Genomic DNA, 19,916 nt, shown 5'->3' with positions numbered 1-19,916 from the left:
CGGTTGATGAAAAAGGCCCGGCGCGTTGACCTTGGGCTAACCCGCGAGCTGCATGCTCATAGGCATATCGGGTTTGGCGCACCGGCCGCGAAGACCTCAGACTTCACTCTTGTTGTTGGTCTTTGGGAAGATACAAGGCCAATGGTGTTGCACTTGGAATGGCAAACTAAACCTATCGCGCTCAGTGGATTGCATGGCGAACAACCTTACTGTTTGGACCAATCGTGGACGCAGAAGCCAAATATTGGCTGGTCAGGATCAGCCTCTAACGGGCTGCACCTACCGATGAATGCTATGCCAGGCAAGATTTCGCCACTACCGTCGTCGATGTAGCTCATCTCATCACCCTCATCGAACAATAGAAGGTGTTCTGCATTTGCGAGCCTCAGCGGCGTGCCGATGCGAATACTTTGACGATAGGCCCCCCGATAGCCTTTGAACAGGAATATGCAAAAGAGGCGGCCTTCCGCATTGAAGGCAAGGCGAACTTGGTCATCGCCAAAGAAGACGGTCGTGACCGCATTGAATGAGTTTCTGACGACCAATACTCCGGAATTGGCCTGAAGTTCAGCGACACTCGGTCTTCGGTGAAGAGATGCAGCGCTGTTAACAATGTCGTCCACTTCGGAAACGTGCATGCCAAGCTCAAATCCAGCCGCGGAATCCCCGCGAAGGATCTCGGCATCGAGGTCCAGCGCTCTCATGTGGATGGCCTAACGTGGAAGCTCAGCGGGCGGCGAAGCCGTCCGCTGGAGCGAAGGGTTGAACTGCAGCGTGCCGGATTTGGCGCTGCAAAAACCTTCCGCCGCCAATTGGTCGGGGAAATTGGTCGCTGTCGAGAACGTCACGCAGCCTGGAGCAAACAGCTTGTTGAGAGGCGTAAATCTGAACCGTGCAACCATTGAAGTACTTCCAAACGCATTCGGACACCTGGGGCGCCTTGTGGTCCGCACACCTAACGAACAATTCGATCAGATCCAACTGATCGGTTGGATCATTGAAGGTGTCGATTGCCAGTATGTCGATCCCATTGGGATCGAACTCGAAGACATGCACGTCGCCACGGCCTGCTCGGGCAGTGTCATTGAAATAGGCTGCGACGAGCGGCGCGACAGAGATTGGGGCACCAAGTGCATCAAACACTGCCTGAAGTCGCGCATGGTTTGACTTGGGTTCTTCGTCATCTGCCGGCCAGTCCACGAGATCGCTCATGGCAATGACCAAGCGAAATTCTGCGGCAGCGACTTGTGGGGTCATGCTGTTCAACGTTGAAATTCAGCGGACCAGCCAGCGTAGCTGGCGCAGGTCCGCTGCAATGAAGGGTTGAACCGCATTTCAGTCCACGATCGCATAGGGAGCGAGCGTCCACAGGCGCTCGGGCATAGGCGCAAACTGCGGGAGCTCGAGCGGTCCATTCGACCCGACAAGTTCATTTCCTTCGCTCCACTGGTGAATCCAGAAGGCCACGCGAAAAGACTGCGAGTTGACAGGGCTCAGGCCCAAGCGTTCAAGGAGCATGGATCCGTCGGGCGAAAGGAACGATGGCTCCCAAGCACCCTCGATCTCGGAAATATCAAAGGTTCCGTCGCTATCAGTGACCTCGATCTCGAAGAGCGCGGCTTGCTGAAGCTCGCGTTGGGTCTCGTCAGCAATTTCTTGGGCTCGCTCAACTACGTACTCGTCGGTGAAGTCCTTCAGGAAGCCCTTGGAGCGGAGGTCTGGGACAGCCACGTTGATGTAGCGCCACTTGTCCTCGGCAACGTAGCGCGCAAGGCGCTCTGGATCGAGGCGAGGGAGGTAGGCGCCGACGACGATCGCATTCATGCGGTTCAACGTTTGAGATAACCGGCGGCACCCGGCTTGCCGGGTGACGTCCGGTTGATTGAAGGGTTAGGCGGCATTCTTGCCCCTGGATCCAACGCTGACAACCCAGAGTGCGACTGCTCCGCTTGCGATGGCACAAGCCACTGGAACCCAGATGGGTGCGCTGCTGCTACCCATGACCAAGAGACTGAGGACATACGCTGAGCCAACGCAAAAGGCGACGAGTGCGACCAAACGCTTGCTCTGAGGTGCTGCAAGACTCGGAAGGCCAACTACGGCAGCAGCCCCGATAGCCGCGCCGACGGAAATGGCTACTTCTTGTGCGGCTGGAAACCACGAGGCCGTGCATAACCCCGAGATGACAAGCTCTGCCGGGCAAAGCCAAGTGACAGCTGACAACAGAAGAAGGATGGCGCAGATGCCAATAGCGAACCCGATTGCTCCAAGAGGAACGATCAGTAGCCAGCGCAGGGTATTCATGCCGCCTAACGTTTGAGCTCAGCCGACCAAGCCAGCGAAGCTGGCGCGGGTCGGCTGCAGCGAAGGGTTGAGCCGGACCGCGCTACATACAGGCATCGCAGACCTCACGACCAAGTGCGAGCGAAAGCCTTGCGCAGAGCAAGCTAATCCACCCTGTCCAGAGTTCCCTGTCAACTTCGCCTGAGAAAAGCAAACCGCTCGGCTCCGCAGAGACGGTGATGTAGTTCGATCCGCCTTGCGGGCCAAACCAGCTGGGCCATTCTTCAGCGGGCAGCCAGCCTGGCAAGGTCGCATAAACCTTCGCGATAGCTTCCCAATCGCTTGGCGGCGACTCAAGCGGGACATTCAGGGTGATGGAGTGCTGCATGACTTCGCAAGTGCGGCTCAACGTTGAAGCTGAGCCGCGAGCGGCGGCCTGCCGACGCGAGTCGGCTCGAGCGACTGGTTAGCCATCAGCGTATAGCCCACTGTCAATCGCAAACCCCCTGCAGCGTTCGCCGAGTTTGTCAGGGTCTTCGTAGAACAACTTATCCAGCCGATCCAACTGCGCGACCTCCGGCGCCTCATCGTTCCCGATGGTCGGCATGAGCCTACAGCGCTGAGCTTGATCCATTGGAACAGACTGGTCTCCAAAGAGAATCTCCTTCGCCTGAAGCAGCAATCGAGCTGATTCATCGGCCTCCAACTCCAGCAGCCCTGCTAGGGCTACGCCGTACATTCCTCCCGCGCTATTCGAAAAGAACTGATCGAAGCCGCCGTTATAGACCTCTCCGATGAGGCAGGACACGGCAAAGTAAATCTTCTCTTCGCGGCCGAGGCCATTGAATCCTTCGGGGGAGTGATGCACCCGATGAACGAGGTCTTTCCAGTGCTTCCGTTCCGCACTCTGCTCGTAGATGCGATCCGCCTCGCGCCGGCGCTTCCCTTGCTCGATCTGTTCGCGATAGCCACCCTTGCAGGGCATGCATAACCCGCCGTTCTTCGCCGCGGTATCGGGATGGATCGATTCACCGCAACTGACACATGGAAGACGATTGGTCATTCTGATGGCTAACGTGATATGGGGCGACAGGCGCTGCGCCCTAACGTCGGCGAGTGCTGCATAACGGCGGGCACGGGCGTGCCCCTAAGTGCTTGATGCAAAACGTTCCCCCTGAAATTTACTGTATTTGCATACAGCACTAAATTTGCCTGCAAATCCGGCAGCTTGTTACATCAGCTTTGGTGTTCGCCGGTGTGCAGGCGAGGTCCATGTTGCCATCATTTTTTGACCCTTGGCCAGCGCGCGGTCCTCTGCGGCAAAGCGGCAGCGATATTCGCGCCGTGCAAGAGCTGCTGGGGCACTCGGATGTGGCCACCACCATGACTACACCCGTGCGCTCAAGCTGGGTACCGTACGCAGCCTGCTGGATTCTTTGCCTGTTCACGTACCGCCGCAAAGCGGCCTTTGCTGAGCTTCCGCATTCAGCCTCCTCCTGCCACCCGACCAATTTCGGCTTTGGGCACTTTGCTGGCCGTCAGACTGCGCTGACGAGCGACTCCTCCTGGCCGACTCCAGACGTCCAAGCTACCCCGTTCATCGCCCTGAAGTGCATGTCCAGGACTTAAGCCCCGACCACAGGTTGCTGGCATGCAATGCCATGAGCCGGCGGGAAAGCGGGTGGAAGGCCCAAGCGAGCCTAGCCCGCATGGGCAGGGACGCGGCCGAGCGTGCGAGGGGCTGGCGGACGTCATGGGGTGTCCATCGGCATGGCGTTTGAAATGGCGAAGCCCTGCTCGCGGCTCGGCCTCTGATGCAAACTCTGCGGGCTATGGACGCACATTCGCTTTACTACGGTCGGCGTCGGCGCATGATGTTTCGCGCTGGGACCTATCTGGCCTTGATTCGCAGCATGGCGGTGGCGGATCTGGTGATTCACTTCTACCAGCGCAGCGATCTCGTGCCCCACACCCTGGCCCGCCTGGCGCGCACCAGGGGAACGATCCGGGAACTGGTCGTCCATGGCTTGGCGTCCGACCAGGGGGCAGCCGCCTTGGCGCGCTTGCGGGCCGTGCATGCCCATGTGCAGGCGGCACCGGACGATTTCCACTACGTGCTGGCCCTCTTCATGCTGGAGCCTATCCGCTGGAATGCGGCCACCGGCCGTGAGCCGCTGGACGAGGCCGAGTTGGCCTGCTTGCTGGGCTTTTGGGGGGAGATCGGCCGTGAGATGGGCTTGCCCGAGCCGCACCGCAGCCTGGCCCAGTGGCAAGACTTTCAGCGGCTTTACGAGAGCCAACGGTGGGCGCACAGCCCAGAAGGCGAGACCTTGGCACGGGCCTGCCTGAATGAGGTGGTGAAGCTGTCCTTGCCTTGGGGGCTGCGAGGCTGGTTCAGACGCTTGATGCTCAGGACCATGGACCCGCGCTTGCGTGCGCTGCTGCGCCTGCCCGAAGCCAGCGCGGCTTGGTGGCGTCCGTGGCGGGGCGTGGCGGGCTTGTAGGGCACCACTGAGGCCCTTGCTGAAGCCGCCGCTCCCCCGCGGCCAGCAGGGTTCAAGCCCGGAGCAAGCTGCCACTTTTTGCGGCACGCCACCATAAGTCCAGGCGCATCAAGCACTTGCAGCCGCCCACCCCAGCTTGTCCCGCGACTTGTCCACAGGCGCGGTGGGCAAGTGCAGGCAGTGGATTCCGTGGCGGGCCTCGAGTTCGGCGGCCTTGACCGAGCAAGCTGTTCAAGCGGCCAAAGGGGCACTACCGAGACGCTGCTTTGCTTTTCGCAGTTGCTGCAAGGCCAGCTGCAGCGCGCTGTAGCGCCTGAGGGCCTGCTCCATGTCCCCGAGGGTCAGCCGACCGTCCACGCCGGCGGTCAGCAGACTTGTTTTGAGCGCCTCGTAGCCTGACTCCATGGCGGAGAGCGCCGCTTCCAGGCCCGGTGCTTCGGGTGCAGCCTCGGGCTGGCAAGCCAGGAGCAGGGCTTCGGCGGCCTCCTGGAAGACGGCTGCCATATCGCCAGGACTGGCTTCAGGAAGATGCGCCGGTGTCAGAGTCGCCGCGACAAGGGCCTGCTCGGCGGCGGCCAGGTAGTGGCGCTGCAAACGAAGAACGTCTGCGAACTGTGTGCTGGATTGGCTGCTCATGGCCGCGCGACGAAGGCGATCGGCAAATTGATCGATTGCTTTTCCAAGGCCTAGCAAGGCGGCCTGCTCGCTCTTCAAGCTGTCGATATGAGCCCCTCGCAGGGTGCGGCGTGTCAGTTCCAACGCCTTTTCACCGACGCGGGCCGTTTCCCTTTGCAGCGCATCCAATGCCAGTGTTGGAATGGCCAGCACGGTGTCGTCAAGGTGTCGGGGTAGCGCCTCGTCTTCTTCCCGGACCCTGAAGCATTGCTGAAGCCAGGTGGACAGGGGGCTGGCAAGCGGCCAGATCAGCAAGATGCCCATGACATTGAATGTCGTGTGGAACAGAGCCAGTGTCGTGGCCGGGTCCGGAGGCAGACCGAGTGCTTCCCTGAGCTGGCCCAGCATGCCGATGAGCCAGGGCAGTAGCAGCAGCGCCACCACCCCCGTGAGCAGGTTGAAGACGACATGAGCGAGCGCGGCGCGACGCGCATTCGGTGTGGCGGCGATGGCGGCCAGCAGCGCTGTCACTGTGGTGCCGATATTGGCACCAATGACCACGGCTGCCGCACCCTGGGCGCCGATCAAGCCGCCCTGTGCGGCGGTCAGGGTGATCGCCATGGCTGCGCTGGAGGACTGCATCAGCACGGTCATCAGCAGGCCGATGCCGAGTTGGGCCAGCACGCCGAGCGGTCCGTCGTCTTGGGGCAGACTGATTTGACCGGCCAGCCCCGCGAACGCCTGCTGCAGCAGGGCGATGCCCATGAACAGCAGGCCGAAGCCGGCGAGCGCGGTACCGATGGCGCCGCTGCGCCGGCCCTCGCCGACGAGCCGCAGCAGCGCGCCCAGGCCTGCCAGTGGCATGGCCAGCAACTCGACTTTGAACTTCAGGCCGATCAGGGCGACGATCCAGCCCGTCATCGAGGTGCCGACATTGGCGCCGAATAGCACCCACAAGGCCGGCCCCAGCGCGAGCAGGCCCGCGTTGACGAAACCAATCACCGCCACCGTGACTGCACTGGAGGACTGCACCAGGGCCGTGACCAGCAGCCCCGACCCCAGGGCCTGTACCCGCGTGCGCGTGGCCCCGGCCAGGATCCGGTGCAAGGCCGGGCCGGCGGCCAGCTTCAGGCCTTCGGTCATCAGACCCATGCCGAGCAGGAACAGACCCAAGCCGCCGGCGATCGTACCCAGGGTGGGCAGGTCTATCAGGTCGAGGTCATTCATGCCGTGTGCGCCGTGGAGATCAGCACATCGGTGCTGCCCACGGCCAGAACATGCTTGGTGACGCTGCCCAGCAGCAGCTCTTCGGCGGCAGACAGCCCGTGCTTGCCGAGCACCACGAGGTCACAGCCCTTTTCCTGTTCGTGCTCAACGATGCGCTGCCAGGCCTCGCCTTCGACGATGCAGGGGTCCCAGTGCCCTGGCTTCAGGCCGCTGGCGGCTGCGAGTGCATGCACACGCCTCGTGGCCTCGGCACGGGCATGCTGCCGGTACTGGTCAATCGTCGCGGTGTCGACACCAGCGAAGTGCAGCTTTTCCTCAAAGGGGACCTGGTAGGCGTTGAATAGCGTCAGTCGCGCATGGGGGGCGACCCGATGCGCCAGCGTGATGGCATGCGCCGACCACGGCGAGAAGTCCAAGGCAACCAGCACCCGTCGGTAGGGCTCGTGCGGTGCTTGCCGCACCACCAGCAAGGGTCGTGTGCTGCGGCGTAGCAGACGCTCAGAAGTGCTGCCCAGCACCAGCTGGCTCAGGAAACCGGCTCCGCGGGCGCCGAGTACCAGCAGTGCGGCGTCCTGCGCCTCGGCCTCGCGGCCGATCTCTTCGAGTACCGAACCGCTGGCGCAAACCTCGCGCAGGCTCAGGTGCTGGCTTCTCTGCAACTCCAGGGCCAAGCTATGAAGCTGCCGCTGTACCTCGGCGTGCAGCTCTTGCTCGATGGCGTGAGCGCTAGCGAGCCATTGGCGAAGCTCCTGCAGCGGCCCGCCCGGCAGCACATGCATCAGCGTCAGCGGTGCGCCGGTCTCGTGCGCCAGGCGAGCGGCGCGCTCGGCCGCATGGCGGGCCGGCCCCGAAAAGTCGGTGGCGGCGAGGATGGTTCCAAGATGGTTCATGGGGTCTCCTTGTCGGGCTTGGGGCGTGCAGCTTGCATCAGTTCACTCAGGTGTTCCACGGCAAAGTCCACCGCGTTGCGCACCGGGTAGAGCACGATGGGAACGCCGGCGCTCTTGAGCGCAGCGCCGGTGGCGTCGTCCCGCGCCACGATGGCGAGATCGCCGCCATAACCGCGCTCGGCAAGTGCGCGCAGCAACAGCCGGTTGGAATGCAGATCGGGCACGGTGCTGATCACCCAGGGCGTGTGGGCTAGAGGCAGGGATTCAAGGAACTCGGGATCTTGCGCATCACCGAAGCGCACCTCAATGCCTGCGGGCGGTGGCGCTTCGGCCACTTCGGGGTCGAAGTCCACGCCCAGCACGCGAACACCCTCCTCGTGCAGCTTCTGCGCCAGCCGCCGCCCGTAGCGGCCCAGGCCGATGACGATGGCGTCCGGGGCTTGCGTGAGCGCCGGCTCGCCACCGGTCTCGCGCTGAGGATGGGCGCGCTCGAAGATGCGCAGCCAGGGTGACAGGCGCTCATACAGCGGCTGTGCGTACAGGATCATGTAAGTGGACGCCGTGATCGTCACCAGACCCACGAGGGTCGTCAGGCTCAGGGCTGCCACACCCACGTGACCCAGCGTGATGCCCATTGCCACGAAGACGATGGAGAACTCGCTGATCTGAGCCACCGTCAGCCCGGCCATGAAGCCGGTGCGTCGCCGGTAGCCCATATACCCCATGATGGCCATGACGATCAGTGGATTGCCGATCAACACGAACAATGACAGCACGATCGCGGGCAGCACTTCGGCACCCAGGGCTGAGAGCTCCAGCTTGGCGCCGAGGTCAATGAAGAAAAACAGCAGCAGGAAGTCCCGGATGCCGGTGAGCCGCGCGTTCATCGCCTCCCGGTAGGGCGTGGAAGCCAGCGAGAAGCCGGCCAGAAAGGCTCCGGCCTCCTTGCTGAAGCCTGCCCATTCGCCCAAGGCCGCCAAGGCCACGCCCCAGGCGATGGCAAACACCAACAGCAGTTCCTGTGAGCGTGCCATCGCACTCACCACGGCGGGCAGCACCCAGCGCATCAGCACGAACATCGCCACAGCGGCCGCCGCGAGGCGCCAGCCGAGCGAGAGCAGCACCGCCGTCAAGCCCAAGTCCTCGCCGCCGGCATCCCCGCTGCCTGTGCCCCGCAGGGCGCTCATCGCCATCATCGCGATCACGACCGCCAGGTCCTGCACGATGAGGAAGCCCACCGCGATGCGCCCATGCAAGCTGTCGAGCTCACGCTTGTCGGAGAGCAGCTTGACGATGATGATGGTGCTGGAGAACGTCAGCGCCACCGCCACGTACAGCGCCTCCATCCAACTCTTTCCCAGGGCCAAGATCAGCGCGAAGCCGATGATGATGGTGAAGCTGAGCTGCCCCAAGCCCGTGGCCAGCGCTACCGGCCCAATGTGGCGCACATGGTGAAGATCGAGTTTCAGGCCCACGGCGAACAGCAGCACCGCCACGCCGACCTGGGCCAACAGATCAATCTGATCATGCGCCGTCACCAGCCCGAAAGCCGCCGGCCCCACCGCGATGCCCACCACGATGTAGGCGATCAGCACCGGCTGGCGCAGCCGCACGAACACAGCGCCGGCCAGCGCGCAGATCAAGAGCAGCAGGGCGAATTCGGAAAACGTGCCGTGCATAGGGCTTCCATGGGCGAGGGGCAGTCCGGTTGATCAAACCTGGGGTGTGGTCTTGCGCTGGCGTGGTGAGTTCGCGCCCATTCAGACCCCGGCCAGATAGACCAGTGTGGCGTTGAGTACATAGATGGCCACCAGGGCGATGCTGATCCAGCTCAGCACGCGCAGCACATGTCCTTGCGGGCGCATCACCAGGCCGATGATGACCAGCCCCGTCATCACCAGGGCCGTCACCGCAGTGCCCGCATGCACCGCAGCGGCGTCGGTGAGCAGCGGGCCGCGGATGTAGAAGGCGTCGCCCACGGCCAAGATCAAGATGTTGAAGAGGTTGCTGCCCAGCAGGTTGCCGATTGCCATGTCGAGCGCGCCGAGTCGTAGTGCGCCCAGCGTCACCGCCATTTCCGGCAGCGTGGTCACGACGGCCATCAGGATGGTGCCGACGAAGCTGCGCGACAGGCCGAGCGCGCTGGCCAGGCCGTCGGCAGCCTCGGGCAACCAGCTACCGGCCGCCAGCACCACCAGCGCCGCGAGCAGGAATCGCCGCCATTCGCGGTGGGTCTGGCCGGCCGCTGCGCTTGGAGTCGCGTTCTTGGCGCTTTGCAGGGACTGACGTTCGTGCGCATGCACACTTTTCAGCGCCAGCAGGTACAGCGCCAGCAGCATGGGGCTGTAGATGCCGACATGAAGCACGGCCGGCGCGCGTGCACCGCTGAGCAGGCTGAGGGTCACAAAGCCCAGCATCACGACGCCGAAGCCGGCCGACAGCAGATGCGTCGCGCTGGCCGCAGGGTACAGGGGCTGTCGGCCTTGCATTGCGTCGACCACGACCAGGAACAGCAGGTTGACGATGCAGGCCCCGAGCGCATTGCCTACCGCCAGATTGGGAGCGTCGACAAGGGCCACCGCGCTGATGCCGGAGGCCAGTTCGGGCAGCGAGGTCACCGTGGCCAGCAGTGCCAGTCCGACCCAGCCGCGTCCCCAGCCATGGGCCTCAGCCAGCGCGTCGGCGCTGCGGCTGAGCACATAGCCGGCGCGTGCGATCAGCAAGGCGCACAGGGCGAATTGCATGGCCAGCCAGGTCAGCGTCATGCAGCGCTCCCACGTGCCCTGCGCACCCACAGCTTGCGCACCTCCTCGACCCAGAGCACCAGGCTGGCCAGCGCCAGCAGGGGCAGCAGCGACTCCAGCGGGAGCGGCACGGTGTGGAACAGCGCGTTCATCGCGGGCACATAGAGCACGGCTGCCTGTAGCGCAATGCTGAGCGACAAGCCGATCGCCAGCCAGCGGTTGCGCAGCAGACGCGGGCCCAGCGCCGAGGCAGTGGCAGACTGGCAGTTCAGCACATTGAACCAGCAACACATCGCCAGCACGGTGAAGGTCTCGGTGCGCACCAGCATCTCGGGCAGACCCAGCGACAGCCGCCATGCGAACCAGCCGAAGGTCACGGCGGCGATGGTCGGTGTCATCAGCGCCACGCGGGCTAGCAAGTCACGGCCGAGCAGTGGATCATCGCGTCGGATTGGGTGGCGGCGCATCTCATCGCCGTCGGGCGCCTCCATGACAAGGTTCACCGTGACCGTGCCTTCGGTGATGATGTTGATCCAGAGAATCTGCACCGCAGCCAGCGGCAGCGGGTAGCCGGCCAACAAGGCGGTCAGCAGCACCAGCAAGGCGGCCATAGAGGTGGCGAAGAGGTACAGGATCACCTTCTTCAGATTGCCGTAAACGACCCGCCCTTCCTCGACCGCTCCCACGATGGTGGCGAAGTTGTCGTCGGAGATGACAATCTTGGCGGCATTCTTGGCCACCTCGGTGCCGGTGACGCCCATCGCCACACCGGCATCGGCACGCGCCAGCGCGGGCGCGTCGTTGACACCGTCGCCGGTCATGGCCACCACCTCGCCGCGCGCCTGCAAGGCCTCGACAATGCGCAGCTTCTGCGCGGGCTGCACGCGGGCGAAGACCGCGATATGGGGCAGTGCGTCGCGCAGTTCGCCCTCACCCATGCGTTCGAGTTCGTGGCCATCGACGGCTCGCGCCTCATCGCGCGCGATGCCCAGCTCGCGCGCAATCGCCAGGCCCGTGAGCTTGTGGTCGCCCGTGACCATGATGGGCCTGATACCTGCGGCGCGGCACTCGGCCACCGAGAGCTTGACCTCCTCGCGTGGCGGGTCGATCTGGCCGACGAGGCCGAGCAGGCGGGCGCGGCCGGCCAGGGCCTCGAAGCCGGCACTCGGGTCGAGCTCGTCGGCGTCCACGGTGGCGAAGGCCAGTACCCGCAGCGCACGCGTGGCCATGGTCTCCGCGGCATCACGTGCTGCCTGCAACGCGGCATGACCGTCTGCGGCGCACAGGCTCAGCACGGCCTCGGGCGCGCCCTTGATCCACACGCGGCGCGGCGCGTCGTCCATGCGATGCCGGGTGGCCATCAGCTTGGTGTCGCTGTCAAAGGGCAGCTCGGACTCGCGCGGCGCCGTCATGCGCAGCGTGTCGAGCGGCAGACCCGCCTTGCGCGCCAGCACCAGCAGCGCGCCCTCGGTGGGATCGCCCAGCACCGACCAGCCGACGCGTTCATCCTCGGGTGGCAGCAGCTGCGCGTCATTGCACAGGGCAGCCGCCAGGCACAGGGTGCGGGTGTTCTCGTCAACGCTCTCCAGGGGCTTGCCGCCCTCAGACAAGCGGCCCTCGGGTGCATAGCCGATGCCGCCGACAGCAAGCTCGCGACCACCCGGCAGCCACAGTGCCACGGCCGTCATCTCATTGCGGGTGAGGGTGCCCGTCTTGTCGCTGCAGATCACGGTGGTGGAGCCCAGCGTCTCCACCGCCGAGAGCCTCCGGATGATCGCCCCGCGCTCGGCCATGCGCTGCATGCCCACCGCCAGCGCGATGGTCATGGCCACCGGCAGGCCCTCGGGCACCATCGAGACCATCTGGCTGATGGCCACCATCAGCACCTCAGACAGCGGCAGTTCGCGCCACAGGCCCAGCAGCAGCACCAGCGCAAACAGGCCCAGCGCCGCCGCCACCAGGGCACGGCCGAATTGCTCCAGACGCAGCTCCAAGGGCGTCTTGGGTTCCTCGGCGCGTTCGGTGAGACCCGCGATGCGGCCGACTTCGGTGTGAACGCCGGTGGCCACAACCACAGCTCGTGCTCGACCCGCAGTGATGTAAGTGCCCGAATACAGCATGCAGTGCCTATCGGCCAGACCGGTGGCCTCAGGCACCGGCAGCACCGATTTCGACACTGGCACCGATTCGCCGGTCAGGGCCGCCTCGGCTGCTTGTAGCTGTGCCGCATCGATCAGGCGGGCATCTGCGGCCACGGCGTCGCCGGCACCGAGCAGCATCACATCGCCGGGCACCAGCTCCCGTGCCTCCAGCACGCGTTCCGCGCCATCGCGCAGCACCCGCACCCTTAATGTGGCCAGCTTGCGCAGCGCCGCCATCGAGCGCTCGGCCCGACCCTCCTGGAAGCTGCCGATCAGGGCATTGGCCAGCACCACCGCCAGGATCACCCCGGCATCGCCGTGGTGCCCCAGTGCCACCGCCAGCAGAGCGGCGATGAACAGGATGTAGATCAGCGGGCTCTTGAACTGGCGCACAAAGATGCGCCAGAGCGGCTTGGGGGCTGGCTCGGGCAGCGTGTTGGGACCATGCCGCGCCCAGGCGCGCCGTTGCGCGTCGGCATCAAGCCCACGCAGTGGATCCAGCGCGAAGTGCTCTTGCAACTGCTCCACCGGCAGTGCGTGCCAGAGGGGATCGCTGTTATCGGAGAGGGTACCTGCCATCCAGTGGTCTTCCCGTTCGGGACAAGACCTTGCGTCCTGTCTCGCGGGAAAGTGTAGGGAGGCGCCCTGCATCTCCCGCTTGACTCAAGTCAAGATGCTGGCGCTCTCTGGCAGGGCTTGCGTTGCAGCCCTAACGAGGCCGGCAGGATGGCAGCCAGTGCAAGGCGGCCGCGCTCTGCGGCATGCCCGCACGGCTGGCCGCCCGCTAACATCCGGCGCTCTCCGCAACAGGACAACACAAAGGAAGGCGAGGACTTGCCATGAGCGCTCCGGTACTTTTGATCCACGGCCTGATGGGCAGCCTGCGCCTGCCGGATTTGGGCCCGATGCTGGCCCCACTGGTCAGCAGCGCCCCCGATCTGCTGGGCTATGGCGAGCACGCGGCCCGGCCTGAATCGGCCATCACGCTGGCGGCGCAGTTGGCCCATCTGCGCGACGCCATGGACCGGCTCGCCGGCCCAGGGGGGCGGGTGCAGCTGGTGGGGCATTCCATCGGGGGCATGCTGGCGGCCTGCCTGGCCGACGCATGGCCCGAGCGGGTCGAGCGCCTCGTGAGCATCGAGGGCAATTTCAGCCTCAAGGACGCCTTCTGGTCGTCCAGCGTGGCGCGCATGGATGATGCCCAGCTGCAGGCCATGCAGGCCGAGCGTCTGGCCGATCCCGCCGCTTGGCTGGCGCTGTCGGGCATCAGCTCTCCCGACGCCCAGCGCCTGGACTGGGCCCGGCAGTGGCTGGGCATGCAGCCCGTGGGTACCCTGCGGGCCATGGCGCGCGCCATCGTGGCACGCACCGGCGCGGCCGACTACCCCGCGCTGCTGCAGCGGGTGTTTGCGCGCCAGCCGGTCTATCTGCTCGCGGGCGAGCGTTCACGGGCGGGCTGGGATGTGCCCGACTGGGCGCTCAAGGCCTGTGCGGGTCAGCGCGTGATGGCCGGTTGCGGGCATCTGATGATGCTGGAGCAGCCCGAGACCCTGGCGGCGCAGTTGCGCGACTGGCTGCAGGCCTGAGCGCTGCAGGCGCTCAGACCGTCATGCCGCCCGAGACTTCCAGCACCGCGCCGTTGACATAGCTGGCCTCGTCGCTGGCCAGGAAGGCATAGACATTGGCGATCTCCTCGGGCTTGCCCAGGCGACGCAGGGGCACATGCTCCTGCATCTGGGCGATCACCTTGTCGGGGATGGTGGAGAGGATGGGCGTCTCGATGAAGCCCGGGGCCACGGCGTTCACGCGCACGCCCTTGGGGCCCAGCTCGCGGCTCCAGGTCTTGGTGAAACCGATCACGCCGAACTTGGTGGCGGCGTAGTTGGTCTGGCCGAAGTTGCCGTAGATGCCCACCACCGAGCTGGCGTTGAGGATCACGCCGCCGCCCTGGGCCACCATGGTGTCGGCCACGGCCTGGGCGCAGTGGAAGACGCCACGCAGGTTCACATCGATCACGGCGTCGAACTGCTCCAGCGTCATCTTCTGCAGGCGCGCGTCCTTGGTGATGCCGGCGTTGTTGACCAGCACATCGATGCGGCCATGCCGGGCCTTCACCGCGGCCACCACCGCGTCCACCTGCTCGCGCGAGGTCACGTCCAGCACATGGCCCTCGGCCTGGGCGCCGAGCGCGCGGCATTGCGCGGCCGCTTCCTCCACGGCCTGGGGCTTGATGTCGCAGACGATGACCGTGGCGCCCTCGCGGGCGAACTTGAGCGCGGTGGCCAGGCCAATGCCCTGGGCGGCGCCGGTGATGATGCAGACCTTGTTCTGAAGCTTCATGGGGCTTTGTGCGCCGCGGCTTGGGCGGCTGGATGAGGGTTGTGTTCGGGGCATCGTGAAATGCCGGCCCGCAGTGTAGGCGGCGCCGGCTGGCAAGGACCTGACGGATCTCCCGAGCCGCCGCGGCCTTGCGCTGGCTCAAGTGATGCGCACGCGCTGCGGCGGCGTCACCGGTGCGTCACGGCCTCGTCACGCTCCGGTTTCCATACTGGCCCGCAGCACAACTGCCTCGGCCGGTCCGGCCGCCCCATGCGCCATGGAAAAGTCCGCCGCCGTCGCTTCCCTGGGTCAGCAAAGCCTGCTGCTGCCAGCCTGGATCAAGGCCGCGCTGGCGGCCAATGACCGCCTCAAGCTCTGCCTGACGCTTTTGCAGGCGGCCGTCAGCCAGGCGCTCAGTCCGCAGGCAACGCCGCCGGATCTGAGTCCCGAGATGGCCGCGGCGGGGCTGGACGCTGCCTGGTGCCGGGAACTGCCGGGCAGCGGGCGCCGCGACGGCGAAGAGGTGTTGCTGCCAGCCCTGCCCGAGCTCATGGCACAGCTGGAGCGCGATCTGGGTGTGATGGCGCGTCCCTTGCTGGAGCCCGTTTCTGCCGGCGCGGCGCCCCTGCCCGCGGACGAGCGGGAGCGCGTTGCAGCATGGCTGGCCTGCTTGGCTGATAGCCATGGCACCCGGGTCAGCACCGCCTTGCTGCATCAGCTCAGCCACGGCCACCGCGGCGCCAAGAAGGCTCACCGATCCGGCACCCATGCCGTGCTCCATGGTCCTGACGCGGGTGACAGCCTGCATCTGCTGGTCATGGACTTGCACAAGCAGCTCAACCTGCTGGCCGCCGGCCTGTGCAGCGAGCTGCTCGACGGGGCCCATGTCTGGCAGTTGCGTGACGAGGACCGACCACGGGTGCAGGCGTTTATGCGGGGGCTGCAGCGCACGCGCGGGCTCAAGTTCGATCACCCGGGCCTGGACACGGCCGCCACCAGCGAGGCCGATCGCCTGCTGATCCAGAACGATATCGGCACCAATGACGCACATGTGCTGGTGATCCAGGTGCAGGCACAGTGCATCACGCTGACCTACTCCGATCTTCATCGTGCCCGCTTTGCCTTCTTCCAGGCCCAGCTGGCGGCCCTGGGTGCCCAGTGGTCGGCACCGCAGTCGCGCCTGAGCGAGGGGCTGAACCGCGGTGAAGCCTATCTGCTGGGCACGGCCAGCTTCCAGGCCCAGGACGAGGCCCAGCTGCTGCAGCAGCTGGAGGGTCTCGCGGCTCGCGTGGTTTTCTTGATCGACTGGAACCGCGCGCGCAAGCGCCTGCAGCTGTTCGTGGGCAAGGCGGCCGCGCTGCGCGTGCTGGAGCAGGCCGCGGCGCGCGAAGTTGGCCATATGGGCTGGCTGCGCGCCGGTGGCGAGCAGCTGCTCTTCTCGGCCATGCAGGCCATGGGTGATCAGGCCTTCCGTGTGGGGGAGCGTTTGGATGAGGTGCTGGGCGAGGCTGGCGCCACCGACTTTCTGCTGGAGTTGCTGGCCCTGTGCACCCAGTCCCTGCAGGCGCAGCAACCTCGTGCCCAGGTGGCCGACGAGGCCCGGCTGCTGCTGGCGCGGCGCCTGCAGCTGCATGCGCCGGAGTTTGATCTGCTGGCCGAGCATGCCGCCCTTTGCCAAAGCCTGGCGGCATCCCTCAGCGAGGCCCTCAGTCACCGGCTCAGCGATGAGCCGGAGGCCGCTGCCAAGCTCGCCCGACGGGCCAAGCTCTGGGAGCGAGAGGCCGACGAGCTGGTCATGGCAGCGCGCGAGCGTGCCCTGCGTCAGCCGCGCTGGCTGGCCTTTGCACGCATGATCGAGAAGAGCGATGACGCTGCCGACGCGCTGGAGGAGTGCGCCTATCTGGTCAGCCTGATCAGCGAGCACCATGAGGGCTGGAACCGGAAGGTGCGCGAGAGCCTCGCGCGCCTGGCCGAGGTGGTGCTGCAGGCCGCTCAGGAACAGGTCAAGGCCCTGGCGATTGCGCGCCACCTCAGCGCGGCCAGCGCGGCCACGGAGCATGAGGCCTTCATCGCGGCGAGCTGGGGGGTGCTGCGGGCCGAGTCCGAATGCGATCAGCTGCTGCGCCAGGCCAAGCGCTGCATTCTGGCCGAGCTGAGCGATGCCGCCTCCCTGTTGCTGGCTCACGAACTGGCCCAGCAGCTGGAACGGGCCTCGGACTGTCTGCTCAACGCGGCCTATGCATTGCGCGAGCTGGCCTTTGGCAAGGCGGGGGTCCGGGCATGAATGCACCGCAGCGTTCGGAGGCCGATATCGCCCCCATCTTCACCCTGAGCACGGCCAGTGATGGCGCCCATGCCAGCGCTGCCGGGCCGCAGCAGCTGGGCTTCAAGGCCTATAACCTGGGGCGCATGGCGGGCATGGGCTTGCCCGTGCCGCCGGCCTTTGTGCTGAGTACCGACTTCTGTCGCGATCCCCAGCTGCGCCAGCGGGCCGGGGATCCCGCACTCTGGCGCCCGGCCCTGCGCGCCCTGGAGGCCGCCAGCGGCCTGCGTTTTGGCGGTCCCTGCGCGCCGCTGCTGCTGTCGGTGCGTTCGGGTGCGGCCGTGTCCATGCCGGGCATGATGGAAACCCTGCTCAATGTGGGTCTCAACGAACAGACCGTGCAGGGCCTGATCCGCCTCACGGGCAACCCGCGCCTGGCCTGGGATGCATATCGCCGCCTGATCGCCAGCTATGGCGAGTTGGTCGCCGGCCTGCCGGCCGCGCTATTCGAGGACCTGCTGCAGGAGCTGCTGGCCGAGCAGGTCGAGCCCTGCCAGGAGCGGGAGCTGGACTTTCGCGGCCTGCGCAGCCTGTGCCGGCGCTATCAGGCTGCCTATGCGCGAGAGGTCGGCGAGCCCTTCCCTCAGCAGCCCGAGCAGCAATTGGCGCGTGCCATCGAGGTGGTGCTGCGTTCCTGGGACTCGGCGCGTGCCCGCCACTATCGTCAGGCGCATGGCATTGACGAGGGTGGCGGCACGGCGGTGACGGTGCAGTCCATGGTCTTCGGCAATGCCGGTCCCAGCTCGGGGGCGGGGGTGGGCTTCACCCGCAACCCGGCCACGGGCGAACCCGGAATGTGGCTGGACTTCCTGTTCAATGCCCAGGGCGAGGATGTGGTGTCTGGCCGGCGCAGTGCCCATGGCGACGCGGTCCTGCAGCAGGTGCTGCCCGCGATCTGGACGCAGCTGCAGGCCAGCAGCGCGGCCCTGGAGCGCGAGTTTGGCGATATGCAGGACTTCGAGTTCACGGTCCAACAAGGCCGGCTCTATCTTTTGCAGACCCGCAGCGGCAAGCGCAGCGCGACGGCCGCGGTGCGCATCGCGCTGGATCTCTTGCGCGAGGGGCTGATCGACGCGCCCACCGCCCTGGCGCGCTGCGCAGGCATCGAGGCGGCCCAGCTGCGCAGCCCCTATCTGCGAGCCCTGCCGGGTCAGCCCCTCCAGATCCTCGGTCGTGCGGCCTCGGCCAGCCCCGGTGTGGCGGTGGGTGAGATTGCCCTGGACGCGGAGCGCGCGTGGGCACGCTGCGCGGCCGGCGCGCCCGTGGTCTTGCTACGCCGTGATGCCGATACCGGCGATGTGGCGGCGCTGGAGCATGCCCAGGGCCTGCTCACCATGCAGGGCGCGCGCACCTCGCACGCGGCCGTGGTCGCGCGGCAGATGGGCAAGGTCTGCCTGGTCGGCTGTGCGGGGCTGCAGATTGACGAGTCGGCCCGGCTGGTGCGCTTTGCCGACGCTTCGCCAGCCACGCCGCCGCTGCGCGAGGGGGATCTGATCACCCTCGATGGGCACGAGGGTGTGGTCTATGCCGGCGCGCTGGATCTGGACTGGCGCTGCCCGGATGACTTGCTGCAGGCGCTCCGGGCGCTGCGTCAGGCCCAGCCGCCGTCCGCGGGCTGAGCGCTGCCCGTCGGGCGCAGCAGGCAGGCTGCCTGCTGGGCCGCCACGCGGCCCTCATCGGTGGGCACGACCCAGATCTCCGCCGTGCTGTCGGCGGCATGAATGGGTCTGGCCCTCTGCGCCTCGCCAGCGAGCGCATTGGCGTCCTCATCCAGGCGCAGGCCCAAGGGAGCCAGGCTCTCGCAGAGCTCGGCGCGCAGCGGCGCGTCATGCTCGCCAATGCCGCCGGTGAAGGCCAGCACATCCAGGCCGCCCAGCAGGCCCGTCAGGGCCCAGGCCTCGCGCCGCAGGCGGTAGCCAAAGAGGGCGATGGCCTCGCGTGCGGCCTCGCTGTCGCTGGCGCGCAGCTGCCGCAGGTCCGCGCTCAGGCCGGAGACACCCTGCAGACCCGAGCGGCGGTAGAGCAGATCCTCCAGCGCCTGCCCGTCCCAGCCCTGGCGCAGCAGATGCAGCAGCACGCCGGCATCCAGGCTGCCGCAGCGGCTGCCCATCATCAGCCCGTCCAGGGCCGAGAAGCCCATGCTGCTGGCCAGGGAGCGTCCGTCCCGCGTGGCACACAGGCTGGCCCCATTGCCCAGATGCGCTAGCAGGGCCCGGCTGCCGGGCTGCCGGCTGCGCGGGGACAGGCGCGCCAGGCACTGGCTCAGGTAGTCGTAGGACAGGCCGTGGAAGCCGTAGCGCCGCACGCCGGCCAGGGCCTCGATGCGGGGCAGGGCGAAGCGGGTTTCCAGCGCGGGCAGATCGGCATGGAAGGCGGTGTCAAAGCAGGCGATCTGCGGAAGCTCTGGCCACTGCCGGGAGAACGCCTGCAGGCCCTCCAGATTGTGGGCCTGGTGCAGCGGCGCCAGCGCTTCGTAGGCGCGCAGATGCTCCAGCACCTGGGCATCCACCCGCACGGCGCTGCGGTAGCGATCGCCACCATGCACCACGCGGTGGGCCATGGCCAGCAGCCTGTGGCTGCCCCCCAGATCGCCCAGCAGCGATTTCAGCAGGGCTTGCAACTCGGCCAGCGCCGTCGGCATGGCCTGACCCTTGGCTGGGCTGGGCAGAAGCTGCGCGGGCCGATGGCTGCAGAGCAGGCGCAAGCGCTCGCCGTCCCGCAGGCCCTCGAAGCAGCCGCTGATCAGGGGGGCCAGGGCTTGCCAGCCCTGGGGGCCGGCGCTCAGCGGGTAGAGCCCGAATTTCAGCGTGGAGGAGCCGGCATTCACCGCCAGCACCAGGGGCGGTTCGGTGACACGCTGCGCGGGCATG

15 protein-coding genes are annotated in these 19,916 nt (G+C 66.3%); 4 read left to right on the top strand and 11 right to left on the bottom strand.

Annotation, left to right across the window (positions count from 1 at the left end; genetic code table 11):
- Positions 1–206 precede the first annotated feature (206 nt).
- The 4 genes from DFR39_RS15520 to DFR39_RS15500 all read right to left on the bottom strand — a co-directional run bounded on the left by DFR39_RS15520 (position 207) and on the right by DFR39_RS15500 (position 3,346).
- Positions 207–704: a hypothetical protein gene (locus DFR39_RS15520; RefSeq protein WP_133604559.1), complete on the bottom strand. Its 498-nt coding sequence runs from the start codon at positions 702–704 to the stop codon at positions 207–209.
- Positions 705–726: 22 nt separating this feature from the next.
- The gene (locus DFR39_RS15515; RefSeq protein WP_133604557.1) at positions 727–1,266 is read right to left on the bottom strand and encodes a hypothetical protein; all 540 of its coding nucleotides are present in this window, start codon (positions 1,264–1,266) and stop codon (positions 727–729) included.
- 69 nt (positions 1,267–1,335) lie between these two features.
- The gene (locus DFR39_RS15510) at positions 1,336–1,824 is read right to left on the bottom strand and encodes a hypothetical protein (protein WP_162849548.1); all 489 of its coding nucleotides are present in this window, start codon (positions 1,822–1,824) and stop codon (positions 1,336–1,338) included.
- A 925-nt stretch (positions 1,825–2,749) separates the two neighbouring features.
- Entirely contained in the window at positions 2,750–3,346 is a 597-nt protein-coding gene (locus tag DFR39_RS15500) for a DMP19 family protein (RefSeq protein WP_133604552.1), read from the bottom strand.
- A gap of 808 nt (positions 3,347–4,154) precedes the next feature.
- Between DFR39_RS15500 and DFR39_RS15495 the strand changes: the two genes are divergently transcribed.
- The gene (locus DFR39_RS15495) at positions 4,155–4,787 is read left to right on the top strand and encodes an oxygenase MpaB family protein (RefSeq protein WP_162849547.1); all 633 of its coding nucleotides are present in this window, start codon (positions 4,155–4,157) and stop codon (positions 4,785–4,787) included.
- Positions 4,788–5,018: 231 nt separating this feature from the next.
- Here the strand turns inward: DFR39_RS15495 and DFR39_RS15490 are convergent, their stop codons facing one another.
- From DFR39_RS15490 to DFR39_RS15470, 5 genes are all read right to left on the bottom strand, one after another.
- Positions 5,019–6,629, bottom strand: a complete 1,611-nt coding sequence (locus DFR39_RS15490; RefSeq protein WP_133604548.1) for a Na/Pi cotransporter family protein — start codon at positions 6,627–6,629, stop codon at positions 5,019–5,021.
- Positions 6,626–7,519 (bottom strand): universal stress protein, encoded by an 894-nt coding sequence (locus DFR39_RS15485; protein WP_133604546.1) that lies wholly within the window; start codon positions 7,517–7,519, stop codon positions 6,626–6,628. Before DFR39_RS15485 ends, DFR39_RS15490 begins: the two co-directional genes overlap by 4 nt.
- On the bottom strand, positions 7,516–9,198 hold the full coding sequence (locus DFR39_RS15480; protein WP_133604544.1) for a cation:proton antiporter: 1,683 nt from the start codon (positions 9,196–9,198) through the stop codon (positions 7,516–7,518). The genes DFR39_RS15485 and DFR39_RS15480 overlap by 4 nt, the downstream gene beginning before the upstream one ends.
- A gap of 81 nt (positions 9,199–9,279) precedes the next feature.
- A complete protein-coding gene (locus DFR39_RS15475) occupies positions 9,280–10,284 on the bottom strand; it encodes a sodium:calcium antiporter (RefSeq protein ID WP_133604543.1) in 1,005 nt (334 codons plus the stop codon).
- A complete protein-coding gene (locus tag DFR39_RS15470) occupies positions 10,281–12,983 on the bottom strand; it encodes a cation-translocating P-type ATPase (RefSeq protein ID WP_133604541.1) in 2,703 nt (900 codons plus the stop codon). The genes DFR39_RS15475 and DFR39_RS15470 overlap by 4 nt, the downstream gene beginning before the upstream one ends.
- A gap of 260 nt (positions 12,984–13,243) precedes the next feature.
- Between DFR39_RS15470 and DFR39_RS15465 the strand changes: the two genes are divergently transcribed.
- On the top strand, positions 13,244–13,990 hold the full coding sequence (locus tag DFR39_RS15465; RefSeq protein WP_133604539.1) for an alpha/beta fold hydrolase: 747 nt from the start codon (positions 13,244–13,246) through the stop codon (positions 13,988–13,990).
- Between the two features lie 13 nt (positions 13,991–14,003).
- Here DFR39_RS15465 and fabG read toward each other — a convergent pair whose 3' ends face one another.
- Complete coding sequence (gene fabG / locus DFR39_RS15460; protein WP_133604537.1) at positions 14,004–14,744, bottom strand: 3-oxoacyl-ACP reductase FabG; 741 nt, start codon at positions 14,742–14,744, stop codon at positions 14,004–14,006.
- A 256-nt stretch (positions 14,745–15,000) separates the two neighbouring features.
- Between fabG and DFR39_RS15455 the strand changes: the two genes are divergently transcribed.
- The gene (locus DFR39_RS15455) at positions 15,001–17,007 is read left to right on the top strand and encodes a DUF47 domain-containing protein (RefSeq protein WP_133604535.1); all 2,007 of its coding nucleotides are present in this window, start codon (positions 15,001–15,003) and stop codon (positions 17,005–17,007) included.
- Positions 17,004–18,665 carry a PEP/pyruvate-binding domain-containing protein gene (locus DFR39_RS15450; RefSeq protein WP_133604533.1) on the top strand — a complete coding sequence of 554 codons (1,662 nt, stop codon included), beginning with the start codon at positions 17,004–17,006 and terminating at the stop codon, positions 18,663–18,665. The genes DFR39_RS15455 and DFR39_RS15450 overlap by 4 nt, the downstream gene beginning before the upstream one ends.
- Here the strand turns inward: DFR39_RS15450 and DFR39_RS15445 are convergent.
- Positions 18,638–19,915 (bottom strand): acetate/propionate family kinase, encoded by a 1,278-nt coding sequence (locus tag DFR39_RS15445; RefSeq protein WP_133604531.1) that lies wholly within the window; start codon positions 19,913–19,915, stop codon positions 18,638–18,640. The genes DFR39_RS15450 and DFR39_RS15445 overlap by 28 nt on opposite strands.
- Position 19,916 lies beyond the last annotated feature (1 nt).

The sequence above is a fragment of the Roseateles asaccharophilus genome (genome assembly GCF_004362405.1).
GTDB classification, from domain to species: domain Bacteria; phylum Pseudomonadota; class Gammaproteobacteria; order Burkholderiales; family Burkholderiaceae_C; genus Kinneretia; species Kinneretia asaccharophila.
Note: the sequence above shows the minus strand (reverse complement) of the source record. Positions and strands in the feature narration are given on the sequence as shown.

Bases quoted from the DNA above. Each gene is read 5' to 3' on its own strand.
- DFR39_RS15520 (WP_133604559.1), bottom strand. From the start codon at position 704: ATGAGAGCGCTGGACCTCGATGCCGAGATCCTTCGCGGGGATTCCGCG.
- DFR39_RS15510 (WP_162849548.1), bottom strand. From the start codon at position 1,824: ATGAATGCGATCGTCGTCGGCGCCTACCTCCCTCGCCTCGATCCAGAG.
- DFR39_RS15500 (WP_133604552.1), bottom strand. From the start codon at position 3,346: ATGACCAATCGTCTTCCATGTGTCAGTTGCGGTGAATCGATCCATCCC.
- DFR39_RS15495 (WP_162849547.1), top strand. From the start codon at position 4,155: ATGATGTTTCGCGCTGGGACCTATCTGGCCTTGATTCGCAGCATGGCG.
- DFR39_RS15490 (WP_133604548.1), bottom strand. From the start codon at position 6,629: ATGAATGACCTCGACCTGATAGACCTGCCCACCCTGGGTACGATCGCC.
- DFR39_RS15485 (WP_133604546.1), bottom strand. From the start codon at position 7,519: ATGAACCATCTTGGAACCATCCTCGCCGCCACCGACTTTTCGGGGCCG.
- DFR39_RS15480 (WP_133604544.1), bottom strand. From the start codon at position 9,198: ATGCACGGCACGTTTTCCGAATTCGCCCTGCTGCTCTTGATCTGCGCG.
- DFR39_RS15475 (WP_133604543.1), bottom strand. From the start codon at position 10,284: ATGACGCTGACCTGGCTGGCCATGCAATTCGCCCTGTGCGCCTTGCTG.
- DFR39_RS15470 (WP_133604541.1), bottom strand. From the start codon at position 12,983: ATGGCAGGTACCCTCTCCGATAACAGCGATCCCCTCTGGCACGCACTG.
- DFR39_RS15465 (WP_133604539.1), top strand. From the start codon at position 13,244: ATGAGCGCTCCGGTACTTTTGATCCACGGCCTGATGGGCAGCCTGCGC.
- fabG (WP_133604537.1), bottom strand. From the start codon at position 14,744: ATGAAGCTTCAGAACAAGGTCTGCATCATCACCGGCGCCGCCCAGGGC.
- DFR39_RS15455 (WP_133604535.1), top strand. From the start codon at position 15,001: ATGGAAAAGTCCGCCGCCGTCGCTTCCCTGGGTCAGCAAAGCCTGCTG.
- DFR39_RS15450 (WP_133604533.1), top strand. From the start codon at position 17,004: ATGAATGCACCGCAGCGTTCGGAGGCCGATATCGCCCCCATCTTCACC.
- DFR39_RS15445 (WP_133604531.1), bottom strand. From the start codon at position 19,915: ATGCCCGCGCAGCGTGTCACCGAACCGCCCCTGGTGCTGGCGGTGAAT.